This is a genomic window from Bacteroidales bacterium MB20-C3-3, from assembly GCA_035609245.1.
GTDB lineage: Bacteria > Bacteroidota > Bacteroidia > Bacteroidales > UBA932 > Bact-08.
The window spans coordinates 721032-736402 of record CP141202.1 but is presented as its reverse complement, the minus strand read 5'-3'; the positions used below and the strand labels follow the sequence as shown (position 1 = coordinate 736402).

General features: G+C 41.8%; 15 protein-coding genes. 9 read left to right on the top strand and 6 right to left on the bottom strand.

What is annotated here, in order from left to right:
* Positions 1 to 2 precede the first annotated feature (2 nt).
* The 5 genes from U5907_03300 (at position 3) to nuoE (ending at position 5254) form a co-directional block, all read left to right on the top strand.
* The gene (locus U5907_03300) at positions 3 to 689 is read left to right on the top strand and encodes an NAD-dependent deacylase (GenBank protein WRQ33680.1); all 687 of its coding nucleotides are present in this window, start codon (positions 3 to 5) and stop codon (positions 687 to 689) included.
* Positions 690 to 792: 103 nt separating this feature from the next.
* On the top strand, positions 793 to 1194 hold the full coding sequence (locus tag U5907_03295) for a (2Fe-2S) ferredoxin domain-containing protein (GenBank protein WRQ33679.1): 402 nt from the start codon (positions 793 to 795) through the stop codon (positions 1192 to 1194).
* Positions 1195 to 1200: 6 nt separating this feature from the next.
* On the top strand, positions 1201 to 2994 hold the full coding sequence (locus U5907_03290; protein WRQ33678.1) for an NADH-quinone oxidoreductase subunit NuoF: 1794 nt from the start codon (positions 1201 to 1203) through the stop codon (positions 2992 to 2994).
* Positions 2995 to 3005: 11 nt separating this feature from the next.
* Positions 3006 to 4769 carry an NADH-dependent [FeFe] hydrogenase, group A6 gene (locus tag U5907_03285; GenBank protein ID WRQ33677.1) on the top strand — a complete coding sequence of 588 codons (1764 nt, stop codon included), beginning with the start codon at positions 3006 to 3008 and terminating at the stop codon, positions 4767 to 4769.
* 5 nt (positions 4770 to 4774) lie between these two features.
* On the top strand, positions 4775 to 5254 hold the full coding sequence (nuoE, locus tag U5907_03280) for an NADH-quinone oxidoreductase subunit NuoE (GenBank protein ID WRQ33676.1): 480 nt from the start codon (positions 4775 to 4777) through the stop codon (positions 5252 to 5254).
* 155 nt (positions 5255 to 5409) lie between these two features.
* Here the strand turns inward: nuoE and U5907_03275 are convergent, their stop codons facing one another.
* Together U5907_03275 and U5907_03270 are read right to left on the bottom strand one after the other, a co-directional pair.
* Positions 5410 to 6111 carry a peroxiredoxin gene (locus U5907_03275; protein WRQ33675.1) on the bottom strand — a complete coding sequence of 234 codons (702 nt, stop codon included), beginning with the start codon at positions 6109 to 6111 and terminating at the stop codon, positions 5410 to 5412.
* A gap of 104 nt (positions 6112 to 6215) precedes the next feature.
* The gene (locus U5907_03270) at positions 6216 to 6893 is read right to left on the bottom strand and encodes a Crp/Fnr family transcriptional regulator (protein ID WRQ33674.1); all 678 of its coding nucleotides are present in this window, start codon (positions 6891 to 6893) and stop codon (positions 6216 to 6218) included.
* A 137-nt stretch (positions 6894 to 7030) separates the two neighbouring features.
* Here U5907_03270 and hcp point away from each other — a divergent pair, with 137 nt between their 5' ends.
* The 4 genes from hcp to pyrF all read left to right on the top strand — a co-directional run bounded on the left by hcp (position 7031) and on the right by pyrF (position 11479).
* Entirely contained in the window at positions 7031 to 8680 is a 1650-nt protein-coding gene (hcp, locus tag U5907_03265) for a hydroxylamine reductase (protein ID WRQ34076.1), read from the top strand.
* A 387-nt stretch (positions 8681 to 9067) separates the two neighbouring features.
* A complete protein-coding gene (locus tag U5907_03260) occupies positions 9068 to 9532 on the top strand; it encodes a hypothetical protein (GenBank protein ID WRQ33673.1) in 465 nt (154 codons plus the stop codon).
* A gap of 54 nt (positions 9533 to 9586) precedes the next feature.
* A complete protein-coding gene (gene prfA / locus U5907_03255) occupies positions 9587 to 10672 on the top strand; it encodes a peptide chain release factor 1 (GenBank protein WRQ33672.1) in 1086 nt (361 codons plus the stop codon).
* 12 nt (positions 10673 to 10684) lie between these two features.
* A complete protein-coding gene (pyrF, locus tag U5907_03250) occupies positions 10685 to 11479 on the top strand; it encodes an orotidine-5'-phosphate decarboxylase (protein WRQ33671.1) in 795 nt (264 codons plus the stop codon).
* A 1-nt stretch (position 11480) separates the two neighbouring features.
* Here the strand turns inward: pyrF and U5907_03245 are convergent, their stop codons facing one another.
* Genes U5907_03245 through rsfS form a run of 4 tightly spaced genes read right to left on the bottom strand, consistent with a single transcriptional unit; the run spans position 11481 to position 15350 of the window.
* Entirely contained in the window at positions 11481 to 12152 is a 672-nt protein-coding gene (locus U5907_03245; protein ID WRQ33670.1) for a phosphatidylserine decarboxylase family protein, read from the bottom strand.
* 3 nt (positions 12153 to 12155) lie between these two features.
* Complete coding sequence (locus tag U5907_03240; protein ID WRQ33669.1) at positions 12156 to 12986, bottom strand: phosphatidate cytidylyltransferase; 831 nt, start codon at positions 12984 to 12986, stop codon at positions 12156 to 12158.
* Between the two features lies 1 nt (position 12987).
* Entirely contained in the window at positions 12988 to 14928 is a 1941-nt protein-coding gene (gene ftsH / locus U5907_03235; protein WRQ33668.1) for an ATP-dependent zinc metalloprotease FtsH, read from the bottom strand.
* Positions 14925 to 15350, bottom strand: a complete 426-nt coding sequence (rsfS, locus tag U5907_03230; GenBank protein WRQ33667.1) for a ribosome silencing factor — start codon at positions 15348 to 15350, stop codon at positions 14925 to 14927. The genes ftsH and rsfS overlap by 4 nt, the downstream gene beginning before the upstream one ends.
* Between the last annotated feature and the right edge of the window lie 21 nt (positions 15351 to 15371).

The following is a 15371-nucleotide window of genomic DNA, read 5'->3' as shown; positions in this document are numbered from 1 at the left end:
AGATGAAAAAGAGGGTAGTTGTTCTTTCCGGTGCCGGTATTAGTGCTGAGAGTGGGTTGGATACATTCAGAGATTCAAATGGTTTGTGGGCTAACTACAGAATAGAGGATGTCTGCACTCCTGATGCACTCAGGAGAAATCCTGAACTGGTTCTCAATTTTTACAATATGAGAAGAGAACAGCTTTCAAAAGTTGAACCTAATGCTGCTCACTTTGCTTTGGTGGAGCTTGAAAAATATTTCACTGTTGATATAGTAACACAAAATGTTGATAATCTTCATGAGAGGGCCGGCTCTTCAAATGTGCTTCATTTGCACGGGGAGTTGCTGAAGAGCAGAAGTATTAAAAATCCATCATTAATTGTAGATACACCGGGCGATGTGCATATTGGCGATTTTGCGCCTGATGGCTCACAGCTGCGGCCTCATATAGTCTTCTTTGGTGAAGAGGTTCCGGAGCTGGAGAGTGGTGCAAAGTTAGTTTCACTTGCCGATATTTTTATTGTTGTGGGAACCTCATTAGCTGTCTATCCGGCTGCAGGTCTTGTTGATTATGTAAGGCACGGAGTCTCCTCTTTTCTTGTTGATCCTGCTGATGTAAGACCTTCATACAGAGAGTTTACTCATATTAAGAAAAGGGCTTGCGAAGGGGTGCCGGAATTGTGCTCTCTTTTAATTTCAAACTTTTAACTTATAATTTTACACTTTCGCTACTATTTAATTTTGTAAATGGTAGGAAATTATATATTTTTACCTATGTTTTAAACAGGGAATTTCAATAACATCATAAAATATGAACAAAATCAAGTCCCTAGAAGATTTGCGCAAGATGAAGCAAAATCTCGAACACGGAATGAACATCCGTGAAAAGAGTAATGAGCCTGAGTCTCTTGTTCAGATCCGTGTTGCTATGGCTACTTGCGGCATTGCATCAGGAGCCAGAACGGTAATGAATACTCTTGTGGAGAAGATCGAGAAGGAAAAAATTCCTGCGGTTGTAACACAGGGTGGTTGTATGGGCTATTGCTATGCTGAGCCGACAATTGAGGTAAAGGTTCCCGGCAAGGATCCTGTTGTCTTTGGTTATGTAGATACTGCAAAGGCAATTGAAATCGTTGACAAATATATTGTAAACGGTGAGTTGCTGGATGGTATAATACCAACTAACTACAAAACTATTAACGACAAAAACTAAGGAGAAATGGCACAGTATAAATTGCATCTTCTGGTTTGCGGCGGAACGGGTTGCAGAGCTTCAGAGAGCGAGCAGATCGTAGAGAATCTCAAATCGGAAATAAAGAACCTTGGGCTGGAAAACGACGCTCAGGTTGTTACAACTGGTTGTTTTGGCTTTTGTGAAAAGGGGCCGATTGTTAAGATTATACCGGACAATACTTTCTATACTCAGGTTAAGAAAGAGGATTGTGCCGAGATTATTCGTGAACATGTCCTTAAGGGAAGAAAAGTTCACAGACTTCTGTATGAAGATCCGGAGACTCAGAAACATATTGAGGACTCAAAGCATATGGGATTCTATCAGAAACAGATGAGAATTGCCCTTAGAAACTGCGGTTTTATTGATCCTGAAAATATTGATGAGTACATTGCAAGAGATGGATATGCAGCGTTAGGAAATATTTTGGCTGATATGACTCCTCAGGAGGCTATTGATCTGCTGAAAAAGGCAGGTCTTCGCGGCAGGGGCGGCGGAGGTTTCCCTACAGGTCTTAAATGGGAAATTGCTTCAAAAAATAAAGCTGATCAAAAATATGTTGTCTGTAATGCAGACGAGGGAGACCCGGGTGCATTTATGGACCGTTCAATCCTTGAGGGTGATCCTCATTCTGTAATTGAGGCTATGGCTATATGCGGGTATTGTATTGGCGCTACTAAGGGTATTGTTTATATCCGTGCCGAGTATCCGCTTGCAATCAAGAGGCTTAAGGTTGCTGCAAGACAGGCGCGTGAGTATGGCCTTCTTGGAAAAGAGATACTGGGTTCCGGTTTTGAATTTGATATTGAGCTGAGATATGGTGCAGGTGCCTTTGTCTGCGGAGAGGAGACTGCACTTATTCACTCAATGGAGGGTCTTCGCGGAGAGCCTACTGTTAAGCCACCATTCCCTGCTGAGAAGGGTTATCTTGGCAAACCAACAAATGTTAATAATGTTGAGACATTTGCTAATGTGCCTGCTATTTTCCTAAAGGGTGCCGAGTGGTACTCCTCAATTGGAACAGAAAAATCAAAGGGGACAAAGGTTTTTGCGTTAGCCGGAAAAATCAACAATGTGGGTTTGATTGAGGTTCCAATGGGTATTACTTTAAGAGAGGTAATATATGAAATTGGTGGAGGTATAAAGGATGGTAAAAAATTCAAGGCTGTTCAGACAGGTGGACCTTCAGGCGGATGTCTTACTGAAAAGCACCTTGATACACCTATTGATTTTGATAATCTTCTTGCTGCAGGTTCTATGATGGGATCTGGTGGTATGATTGTTATGGACGAGGATGACTGTATGGTTTCTGTAGCTAAATTCTACCTGGAATTTACAGTTGAGGAGTCTTGCGGAAAGTGTGCTCCTTGTCGTGTAGGTAACAAGAGATTGCACGAGATGCTTGAGAAGATAACCTCAGGTAAGGGCGTTCCTGAAGATATTGAATATCTTAAGAATCTTAGCCGTGTTATTAAGGATACATCTTTGTGCGGTTTGGGACAAACTTCACCTAATCCGGTTCTCTCAACTATTGAGAATTTCTATGATGAGTATCTTGCTCACGTAACAGAGAGGGTTTGCCCTGCAGGAAGTTGCAAAGCTCTTAAGCTTTATACAATTATTGCAGACAAATGTACCGGTTGTACGGCTTGTGTCAGGGCTTGTCCTGTTGATGCAATTACCGGCGAGAAGCGTCAGCCTCATGTGATTGATGCAGATAAATGTATCCGCTGCGGTGCCTGCTACGAGAAGTGTAAGTTCACAGCTATTCATGTTCAATAATCTCCCACTCAATGGAAAATATCAAAATTAAAATTGACAATATTGAAGTAGAGGTAGCAAAGGGAACTACCATCTACCAGGCAGCTAAAAAGGTGGGAATTGATATTCCTATTCTCTGCTATTTGAATCTTGAACACCTGAATATTGAAAACCGCCCGGGTGGTTGCCGTATTTGTGTGGTTGAGGTTGAGGGAAGAAGAAACCTCGCCCCTTCATGTTCTACCGAATGTACTCCGGGAATGGTAATTAATACTCATAACTTAAGAGTTATGAATGCTAGAAAGACAGTTCTTGAACTTATTCTTTCTGACCACCCTAAAGAGTGTCTTACATGTTCTTCATCTGGTCAGTGTGATCTTCAGACTCTCTCTCAGAAGATGGGTATCAGAGAGATTCACGCTGTTGAGCATGCTGAGATGTCAACTTACAGAAAGGACTTCTCTCCTGCGCTTAAGAGAGATATGGATAAGTGTATTATGTGCCGCCGCTGCGAGACCATTTGTAATGATGTTCAGACAGTAGGAGCACTAAGTGCTGTTAACAGAGGTTTTATGGCAGTAGTTGCCCCTGCTTTTGAGCAGGATTTGGTTGACTCTCCTTGTACTTTCTGCGGACAGTGTGTTGCTGTTTGTCCTACAGGAGCCTTGACTCCTTATGATGATACTCAGAAGGTGCTGAGAGCTCTTGCAGACCCTACAAAGACTGTTATTGTTCAGACTGCTCCTGCAGTTCGTGCTGCACTGGGTGAGGAGTTCGGCCTTGAGCCGGGAACCCTTGTAACCGGCAAAATGGTTGCAGCACTCCGCTCTCTTGGATTCGACAAGGTGTTTGATACCGACTTTGCGGCTGACCTTACCATTATGGAAGAGGGTACAGAGCTTTTGGGAAGAATTTCAAAATATCTTGCAGGTGATAAGGATGTAAAACTTCCAATTCTTACATCTTGCTGTCCTGCCTGGGTTAACTTCTTTGAGGAGTACTACCCTTGTATGCTTGACATTCCTTCTACTGCACGCTCACCACAGCAGATGTTCGGCTCTATTGCCAAGAACTATTACACCAAGCTTATGGGTGTGAAGAGGGAAGATCTGGTAGTAGTTTCTGTAATGCCTTGTTTGGCAAAGAAATATGAGTGCCAGAGAGAAGAATTTATTGTAGACGGTAACCCGGATGTAGATTTCTCAATTTCAACCAGAGAGCTTGCTTCACTTATTAAGAGCTGCAATATGAACTTTGAAAAGCTTCCTGAGGAGGAGTTTGATAAACCGCTGGGTGAATCAACCGGTGCTGGTGTTATCTTTGGTGTAACAGGTGGTGTGATTGAGGCTGCTGTTCGTACTGCTTACGAACTTCATACCGGTAAGAAACTTAATAAAGTTGACTTTACAGAGCTTCGCGGTCTTGAGGGAATCAGAATGGCAACCATTGATTTTGATGGTACTCCTATTCATATCGGAATAGCTCATCAGCTTGGAAACGCAAGAAAACTTCTTGATGGAATCCGTTCCGGAATGTACAATTTCCACGCTATTGAGATTATGGCTTGTCCGGGTGGATGTATCGGTGGCGCTGGTCAGCCTCTGCACCATGGAGACTCAAGTATAATTAAAGCAAGGTCTGAGGCTATCTACAGAGAGGATTCACAGAAAAAACTGCGTAAATCTCATGAGAATCCTTATATCATTAAACTATATGAGGAATTCCTGGGCCATCCAATGAGTGAAAAAGCTCACCATTTGCTCCATACACACTATTTTGAAAAAGATAAAAACTAAGAGTCATGAGTAATTTGAAACTACAAGAGTGCCATATTAAGAGTATTCACGAAATATGTGACTCATACAAAAACGATCCGGGAGATCTTATCAAGATACTACACTCAGCTCAGACACATTTTGGCTATCTGCCGGAGAGTGTTCAGCGCGAGATTGCCAAGAAACTAAAGATTTCAGTGGCTAAAGTTTATGGAGTTGTTACATTCTACTCTTTCTTTACTATGACACCTAAAGGCAGACATGCAATATCTGTTTGTATGGGTACTGCATGTTATGTAAGAGGTGCCGAGAAGGTTCTGGATGAACTTAAAAAGCAATTAAACATAAAAGTGGGTGGAGTAACTGAGGATGGTAAATTCTCTCTCGATTCACTTCGTTGTGTTGGCGCCTGCGGTCTTGCTCCTGTATTGCTTATCGGAGAGAAGGTATACGGCAGAGTTGAACCTGGCCAGATCAAGGAGATTCTGGATAGCTATACTGACTAAAAAGAGGCTGACCAAAATGGTCAGCCTCTTTTTTTACCTCAGGGGTAAATGGCCAAACGATTGAATGCCAATTATTTAAAAGAAAGCGTAAAAATAGAGTATCTGGCTTAATTTCAAGTGTTTGGCCATTTACCCCTGAGGTAATCTCTGCTTGCCTACTTGCCCAGAGCGTTAAGGACTTTCTCCTTGTCAAGTTTCTTTGTGCAGAAGAACCAATCGTAGCAATGCATCTCATCTTTACTCTCTATACGCTCTTTTGCAACTCCGCAAGATCCTGCTGTTGGTACAATAACATCATCACCGGGACGCCAGTCTGCAGGTAGTGCAACACTGAAATTGTCTGCTGTCTGAAGCGCTATAAGTACTCTCTTAATTTCATCAAAGTTCCTTCCCACTGCAAGAGGGTAGTAGATAATAGTACGAATCACACCTTTTGGATCAATGAAAAATACTGCTCTTACCGCTTTTGTACTGCTCTCTCCAGGCTGTAACATACCGTATCTTTTTGATACCTCCATTGTAATATCTTCAATAAGAGGAAACTTAACCTCAACATCTTTCATCCCTTTGTACTCTATCTTCTCTTTGATAGTCCTTAGCCAGGCAATGTGGCTGTAAAGTCCGTCAACAGAGAGGCCAACAAGCTCTGTGTTCATCTTTTTGAAATCATCTGCCATTGATGCAAATGTCATAAACTCAGATGTACACACAGGTGTAAAGTCTGCCGGATGGCTGAAAAGAATTACCCATTTTCCTTTATAATCTCCGGGAAAATTAATATCTCCCTGTGTTGTTACTGCTTTAAACTCGGGTGCTTTGTCACCAATTCTAGGCATAGAATAAACTTGATCTTCCATAATTTTATTTTTTTATATTATTAATGTTTTTATTATGGTAACAAAGATACCTTGGTTTGTTTGATAAATCAAATAGATTAAAAACATTCCTGTATAAATACAATCTATCCTAGCAGATTATTAAGCGCTCTAATGTTTTTAACTTTTACCACTTTTTTCTGTAGTTCAATTATGCCTGCCTCTTCCATTTCCGATATGCATCTGGCCAGTGCTGGGCGGGTAACTCCAAAAAACTTTGCTAATTCGGTCTGATTCTTATCCATTCTGTAAGAATCTGTATTGGGTAGTGACTCTCTTGCCTGGTCAAGCCCTTCAATAATATAGTAGGCAAGCTTCCCCTTAATGGTTTTAATATTCAGTACTTTGAGCCTGTTTGAGAGAAATTGAGTCTTGTTTGAATTGAATTTAATGTAGTTCTCAAGAAACTGGCCATCCTTCTGAAACATTCTTATTACCTCATCTCTTGGAACCATAAGAATTCGGCACTGTGTTGTTGCTGTAACATCAACCGGGAAGGTATTATCCTCGGCAAAAAGAAATGCGGAGGCTAATGGTCTTACTGCCTCTATGTTCTCAATGGTCATCAAGCCGCCTGTCTCTGTAGTCATCTCTGTACGGACAGATCCCGTAAGCAGAATGTAAAGGTGTTTGCAGGGTGATCCCTGCATAGCTATAACTTCACCTTTGTCAAATGTCTCCACTTTGAAGCGGGCGTCTTTGAAAAGTTTACCTATTTTTTCATTGCCGAGATTGCCCATTATAGGGCATCGGGAAAAATCCATATTTTGCATACACTCTGTTTGTAATGCTAATTTAATATAATTATCTTTAGTGTAACAAGAATTACACTTCTTTGTTTTGAGGTTCCCTACTTTTGTACTGTAATAATTAACCAAATAAAAATTGACTTATGAGTAACATGTTTTGTTTTCAGTGCCAGGAGGCGGCAAAGAACACCGGATGTACAGTAAACGGAGTCTGCGGTAAACCTGCAGATGTGGCTAATCTTCAGGATTTGCTGATTTATCTGTGCAAGGGTATATCTCACTACACAGTAAGATTAAGAGAAAAGGGAGTTGAGAGTAACGAAGTAAACAAGTTCGTTGTGGATTCTCTTTTTATGACAATCACTAATGCAAACTTTGACAGAGAGAGATTTATTACAAGAGTTAAACAGGCTATTGATCTGAGAGAGGCTGTAAAAGCACTTTATGTTTCCAAGGGTGGAAATATCTCTGATATTACTTTTGAAGGTGCTTTCTGGGCCTCTAAAGAGGAGTCGGATATGGATGCAAAAGCCCTTGAGGTTGGGGTTCTTGCAACAGAAAATGAGGATGTTCGCTCTCTTCGTGAACTTACTATTTATGGACTAAAGGGTATGGCTGCTTATGCTGAGCATGCCTTCAACCTTGGTCATGAAGACAAGGATGTTTATGCGTTTATGCAGCAGGCGCTAGTGGATACTACAAACGATACACTATCGGCAGACGAGCTGACAGCACTTGTTCTCAAAACAGGCGAACATGGTGTGAAGGTTATGGCCCTTCTTGACAAGGCAAATACATCGGCTTACGGAAATCCTGAAATTACAAAGGTAAACCTGGGTGTGCGTAATAATCCTGCTATCCTTATCTCCGGCCACGACCTTAAGGATATGGAAGAGCTGCTTAAGCAAACAGAGGGAACGGGAGTAGATGTTTACACACACTCGGAAATGCTTCCTGCAAACTACTATCCGGCATTCAAGAAATACAGCCATTTTGTTGGTAACTATGGCTCTTCATGGTGGCATCAGATTGAGGATTTTGAGACTTTCAACGGTCCGGTTCTGTTTACTACTAATTGTATTGTACCTCCAAGGAAGTCATCTACTTATGCCGACAGAATCTACACTACCGGCTCATCGGGATTCCCCGGATTTAAGCATATTGAGGAGAGAAAAGATGGTAAACCAAAGGATTTTTCAGGAATTATTGAGCATGCAAAAAAATGTGCATCTCCTAAAGAGATTGAGACTGGTGAACTGATTGGTGGTTTTGCTCATGCACAGGTATTTGCTCTTGCAGACAAGGTTGTTGAGGCTGTTAAAAGTGGTGCTATCCGTAAGTTCTTTGTGATGGCAGGTTGTGACGGAAGGATGAAGGACAGGAACTACTACACTGAATTTGCATCGGCTCTTCCAAAGGACACAATCATACTAACGGCAGGCTGTGCAAAATACAGATACAATAAACTTCCATTGGGAGACATTGGAGGAATTCCAAGGGTACTTGATGCAGGTCAGTGCAACGACTCTTACTCTCTTGCTGTAATTGCTCTTAAGCTTAAGGAGGTGTTTAATGCAAACAGCATTAACGAACTGCCGATTGCTTACAATATTGCCTGGTATGAGCAGAAAGCAGTAATTGTTCTCCTTGCTCTTCTTTATCTGGGTGTGAAAAATATTCACCTGGGCCCTACACTCCCTGCTTTCCTCTCTCCAAATGTTGCAGAGGTTCTGGTAAAGAATTTTGGGATTGCTCCGATAGGCTCTGTTGATGAGGATATGAAACTGTTCCTGGGCGAGTAAGTATTTGGTTAGTTATTTACATTTACAACCCCGCTGAGGCTGTCTGAAGAGGCAGCCTCTTTTTTGTCCATCTTATCCACTGTCACTCCGGAACGATTCCTCCTCGCCGGCTTTGCCGTCTGCGGCGGGGGTTCCGTCGTGGCAGCGGATGACTGGGCAAGAATTCCTGCATGTCTTATCACAGAGTAGTCCGCATAACTGAAGGAGTCTCCGCCACAGCGAACGCAGAGAGCGAGGAGGAAAAACTCCGGAAGTTATGCGGATACTCTGTGAATGCAGGAAGATTGCCAGATATGATTTGAAGGAGTCTCCGCCACAGCGAACGAAGGGAGCGAGAAGGAAAAACTGCCGCAAAATAATTAACTTTACGGATAAATGAGGAATTAAATGGAGTTAAACGAAGCCAAAAAGGATTACAACGCACCTATGCATACGGCTGAGCATATTATTAACCAGACAATGGTCAGGATGTTTGGGACCGAAAGGTCATTCAGTAATCATATTGAGAAAAAGAAATCAAAAGTTGATTACTATTTTGAGAGGCCTTTGAGTGAGGAGGAGATAGCAGGGTTGGAGATGGAGGTCAACAGGGTAATTGGGATGAATCTGGAAGTTAAGGAGTCCTTTATATCAAGAGAAGAGGCTGAAAGGGTTGTAAACACAAGTAAACTGCCACCTGAGGCTGGTGATACTGTAAGAATAATATCAGTGGGTGACTATGACAAATGTCCCTGTATTGGTCTGCATGTTGAGAACACATCTGAAATAGGTGGTGTGAAAATTATATCTTCTGATTTTGATTCTGAGAGAAATGTCTTGAGAATCAGATATAAAAGAGCGGCTTCAGAATAAAATTCCGGGAATCAACTAATTTCACTAATTTTGCAGCCAATTTGACAAAGAAATATGAGCGATAATAATCTATATACCAAACTTGAGGGGCTAAAGGAGAAATTTGAAAGCATTGCAGCTCAGATATCAGATCCGGGAGTAATGTCTGATATGAAGAGGTATGTCTCTCTCAACAAGGAGTACAGGGATCTTGAACCACTTGTGGAGGTTGGAAACAAATACCGCAAAATGGTAATTGATCTGGAGAATGCAAAGGATATAATTCAGAATGAGAAGGATGAGGAGCTAAGAGAGATGGCCAAGGAGGAGATAACTATGATAGAGGAGGCTATGCCGGCAATGGAGGAGGAGATTAAGCTTCTGCTTATTCCTGCCGATCCTCAGGATGCCAAAAATGCTATTGTTGAGATCAGGGCGGGTGCCGGTGGTGATGAGGCCTCAATTTTTGCTGGAGATCTCTTCCGGATGTATGCTAAATTTGCTGAGAGGAAGGGGTGGAAACTTGAAATAAACAGCCAGAGTGAGGGTACTTCGGGTGGTTTTAAAGAGGTAATTTGTAAAATATCCGGTCAGGGTGTATATGGCGTTTTAAAATATGAGAGCGGTGTTCACCGTGTACAGAGGGTTCCTCAAACTGAGACCCAGGGTCGCGTACATACATCTGCAGCCTCTGTGGCAGTTCTTCCCGAGGCAGAGGAGTTTGATATTGAACTTAATATTAGTGATATAAGGAAAGATACCTTCTGCTCTTCCGGTCCCGGAGGTCAGTCGGTTAATACTACATATTCTGCAATCAGGCTTACACATATGCCAACCGGTATTGTTGTCCAGTGTCAGGATGAGAAGTCTCAGATAAAGAACTACGAAAAAGCTCTTGCAGAGCTAAGGACTCGTCTCTATAATTTAGAGTATGAAAAATACCTTAACGAAATCTCTGCCAAGAGAAAGACAATGGTATCCACTGGAGACCGTTCAGCAAAAATCAGAACCTATAATTATCCGCAGTCAAGGGTAACCGATCACAGGATTAACTATACAATGTATAATCTCCCTGTCTTTATGGATGGAGCAGTACAGGAGGTTATTGACCTGCTTCAGATTGCTGAGAATGCCGAGAGACTTAAAGAGTCCGGAGAATAAGCCGCGGATAGTATGAACAGAGAAGAGCTTTACGGAAATATTTTAAGAAAAAGGAGCTTCCTTTGTGTAGGGCTGGACTCAGATCCTTCCTTATTCCCAACTTCGCTTTTGTCTGCAAAGTATCCCATCTTTGAATTTAATAAAGCCATCATTGACGCTACTTACGGCTATGCAGTGGCCTATAAGCCTAATCTCGCCTTTTATGAGGCCGAGGGTGCTAAGGGGTGGGAACAGCTGGAGATGACAGTGGAGTACATCCGCAGAGTAGATTCTTCTCTATTTATTATTGCCGATGCAAAAAGGGGAGATATTGGCAATACTGCCGACAGATATGCCAAAGCCTTTTTTGAGAGAATGGATTTTGATGCAGTTACTCTGGCTCCCTATATGGGCAGGGACTCTGTTGAGCCTTTCTTGAAATACGATGGCAAATGGTCAGTGATACTTGCTCTAACCTCAAATCCATCAGCTGAAGATTTTGAGTTGGATATATACGAAAAGGTTATAAAAAAGGGGATGGAGTGGGGTAGTCCCGATAATCTAATGTTTGTTGTGGGAGCAACCAGGCCTGAAAAGCTTGCAGAGATAAGAGCTATATCTCCTGAACACTTTTTTCTTGTTCCCGGTGTGGGAGCCCAGGGGGGTACTATTTCTCAGGTTGCCCAAGCAGGAATGAATTCCAAATGTGGACTGCTTGTAAATATCTCAAGAAATATAATTTTTGCCGGCGGTGGTGAAGATTTTGCCGCTATGGCAGAGAAAAGGGCAGCCGAAGCCGCCCTTGAAATGTCAAATTATATTAGATAAATTAACTCTCATTGATAAGCTCCGGAAGGGTGGCAATTATTGTTTGCGAACCTTTCACCTTTTGACCCTTTGTGACTTGAACCCTTGAGTCAAGTGGAAGGAAGAGATCAACCCTTGAACCAAATTTTATAAATCCGGCCTGCTCACCCTGTTGATAAAATTTCCCCTCCTCCGCATAACAGACGATTCTTCTTGCCAGATATCCTGCAATCTGCCGGAATAATACAGTCCCTCTGTCATTCTCAACAACTATGGTTGTTCTTTCATTCTTTTCTGAAGATTTTGGATGCATTGCTACAAGGTATCTTCCCGGGTGGTATTTGAAATATTTAACTACTCCCTTTACAGGAAACCAATTTATATGCACATTGAAAACACTCATAAATACAGATACCTGCAGACACTCTTTTTTTAGAAATTCGCCCTCATATACCTCTTTTACAATAACAATTTTACCATCTGCCGGTGCAAGCACTACACTATCGTTTATTGCAGGTGTAATATTCGGAAACCTGAAGAATCTTACGACAAGAGTAAAAAGCAGAAGTGCAGCAATAAGAGCATACCAGAATATATTATCATCCGGAAATATAAAATATAGTGCAACAACAGGAATGGCCAGTATTAAGAAACTGTTTGTAATTATTTTATAACCCTCTTTGTGTATTTTCATGTTTTAGAATAGTGATAGGAGTTTAATATAAGCTATTGCAAGCGGGAATGATGTAAGAGCTCCGTCAAATCTGTCCAGAAGACCTCCGTGACCAGGCATTAGAGAACCGGAATCTTTGACTCCAAAGTTTCTCTTAAACTGAGACTCTGCAAGGTCACCCAGAACACTTGTTACGTTAATTATAAGAGCAATAATTATTGTATGAGTAAGGTTAAAATCAGAGAACCCGGAATAATAAATTATTATTGAAAAAGCTAATGCAGATCCCAGCCCTCCGTAAAAACCCTCCCAGGATTTCTTTGGAGATATTGAGGGAAAGAGCTTGTGCCCGTTTTTCTGTCCAAATAGCATCCCGAATACATAGGCTCCAATATCAGATACCCATAGAATAATAAAGAAAAAGAGGAGTGTGGTTCCGTCAAAGGATCCATCCTCTTTGTATACTATCAGGGTAGTCAGGGCAAATGGCAGGGCTGTGTAGAGAATTGATCCGGCCAGATACTGATTTCTGTTGTAATTTTCAGAGTTTTTCTCCCATATAAGAGAAATATATGTTGCTACAAGAGGAACCAGGACCAGAAGAAGAAGTTTCACCTCAAGCTTGTATTCCAGTATCAGAAAAAGCAGAAGAAAGAGCGAGAGGCCTGTTAATATTGCAAAAATACGCGGAAACATATAACTCTTTCCAAGACTAATTTCAAGGTATTCGTGCATTACCACTGCAATAATAAACAGTATTACTGCTGCGTAAGCAATGGGACCTATGAGCAGAGAGCCTACCATAATTAAAAGGAAGACTAATCCGCTCAATGTTCTCACCACTGTATTGTTCATATTACTCTATAGGTTGCTTGCCGGCTCTTTTACCAAAAATAATTTCCAGATCTTCTGCAAAGATAACCTCTTTTTCAAGAAGTAGTTCTGCCAGTTTTGTGAATCCCTCTCTGTTTTCTGTAAGAACTTTTTTTGCCATTTTATGGGCCTCTTCAATGAATTTCTTCACCTCAGAGTCAATAAGCTCAGCAGTCTTTTCACTGTATGGCTTCCCAAGATTAAACCCGGCTGATTCAGATGAGTCGTAAAATGATATATTACCAACCTCTTTGCTCATTCCAAGATATGAGACCATCGCATAGGCCTGTTTTGTAATCTTCTCAAGATCGCTTAAAGCACCGGTTGAGATTTTTCCGTTGATTATCTCTTCGGCAACCCTGCCCCCAAGCGTAGCAGCCATCTCGTCCATCATCTGTTCGGTGGTTGTGATTTGTCTCTCTTCAGGAAGGTACCAGGCTGCACCAAGAGCTCTGCCTCTTGGAATAATTGTTACTTTAAGAAGAGGGTTTGCGTGAGGAAGCATCCAGCTTACAGTTGCGTGCCCGGCTTCGTGAAATGCAATTGTTCTCTTCTCCTCAGGAGAGATGATCTTGCTTCTCCTTTCAAGGCCTCCAATTATTCTGTCTACTGCGTCCAGGAAGTCCTGCTTCTCGATAAACTCTTTATTGTTTCTTGCTGCAATAAGAGCTGCTTCGTTACATACATTAGCGATGTCTGCTCCTGAAAATCCGGGAGTCTGTTTGGCAAGGAATTCAATGTCAAATCCCTCAACAAGTTTCAGGTTGCGCAGGTGTACCTTGAAAATCTCCATCCTCTCTTTCAGTTCCGGTAAATCTACATGTATCTGCCTGTCGAACCGGCCTGCCCTCATAAGAGCTTTGTCCAGAATATCTGCTCTGTTTGTTGCAGCAAGTATGATTACCCCTGAATTAGATCCAAAACCATCCATCTCAGTAAGAAGTTGGTTGAGTGTATTCTCTCTCTCGTCGTTTGATGAGAAGCCTGCATTTTTGCCTCTGGCACGACCCACAGCATCTATCTCGTCAATGAAGACAATGCAGGGTGCTTTCTCTTTTGCCTGGCGGAAGAGGTCTCTTACCCGGGATGCTCCCACACCTACAAACATCTCAACAAAGTCCGATCCGGATATGGAGAAGAAAGGGACATCGGCTTCACCTGCTACTGCTTTTGCAAGAAGTGTTTTTCCTGTGCCCGGAGGGCCTATCAGAAGAGCTCCTTTAGGGATTTTACCTCCAAGGTTGGTGTATTTTTTTGGATTCTTAAGAAAATCTACAATTTCCATTACCTCTACCTTAGCCTCTTCAAGTCCGGCAACATCCTTAAATGTTACTTTAACATTGTTGTCCCTGTCAAAAAGTTTAGCCTGTGATTTCCCTACAGAGAAGATACCTCCTCCCTGGGATCCGCCACCGCCCATGGATTTGTTCATCCTTCTGAAGAAGAATATCCAAAGGCCGATTAACATAAGAGGGAGTAAGAGCCATTCAAGCATTTTTCCAAAATAGTTTGTTCTTTGCTCAGTCTCAACAGCAAATCTCTTTTCAGGTTCAACACCTGCCATAACTGCGTCTACCTGCTCTTCAAGGTTAAAATTCCCTGATACAATAAAGTAGAACTGAGGGCCAAATTTTGGCTCCTTGCCACCAAACTGATTTTTGTATTTTGACAGGCTATCTTTTCTTATGAAGACTTCAGCCATATTCTCGTTTGTAACGAAAATAATTTTTTCAATATCGCCGGCAGGGATCATTTTCTCCTTTACTGAGAACCACTCTGTTTTAACCGGCTCACCACCCTGGTATGAGTTCCACATTATGGCTATACCGGTAAGGATTATTAAGATAATCCAGAGGTTGTTAAACTTCTGGGGCTTAAAATTTGATAATTTCTTGTTGAGGTTGTTTTTATTTTCTTCGCTCATTGCTTGTCGTCTTGATAGTTAGTCTTTATTGCATCTGCCCACAGCTCTTCAAGCCTGTAGAATTGTCTGTACTCTGTCTTAAATATGTGTACAACAATGTTGGTGAAGTCCATTATAATCCAGAATGCATTCTCCTTCCCTTGTGCTCTTACTACCTTTCTGTTGCACTGTGTGTACATCTTCTCCTCTACATTGTCTGCTATAGCAATGACCTGTGGTGCAGAATCTGCGTGACATATGACAAAATGGTCTGTAATTGCTGTTCCTATATTTCTTAAATCCATAGAACATACAGCCTGAGCTTTTTTGTCAAGCATAGCTTCTGTTATGCATTTCAGTTCAATCTCGTCTGTGATAATCTCTTTAGCTGCGCTGCTTTGGGCAACTTTAAATCTTTTGGTTGTTGTCTTCTTTACTGGCACAATAATTGTCGTTTTTTCGTA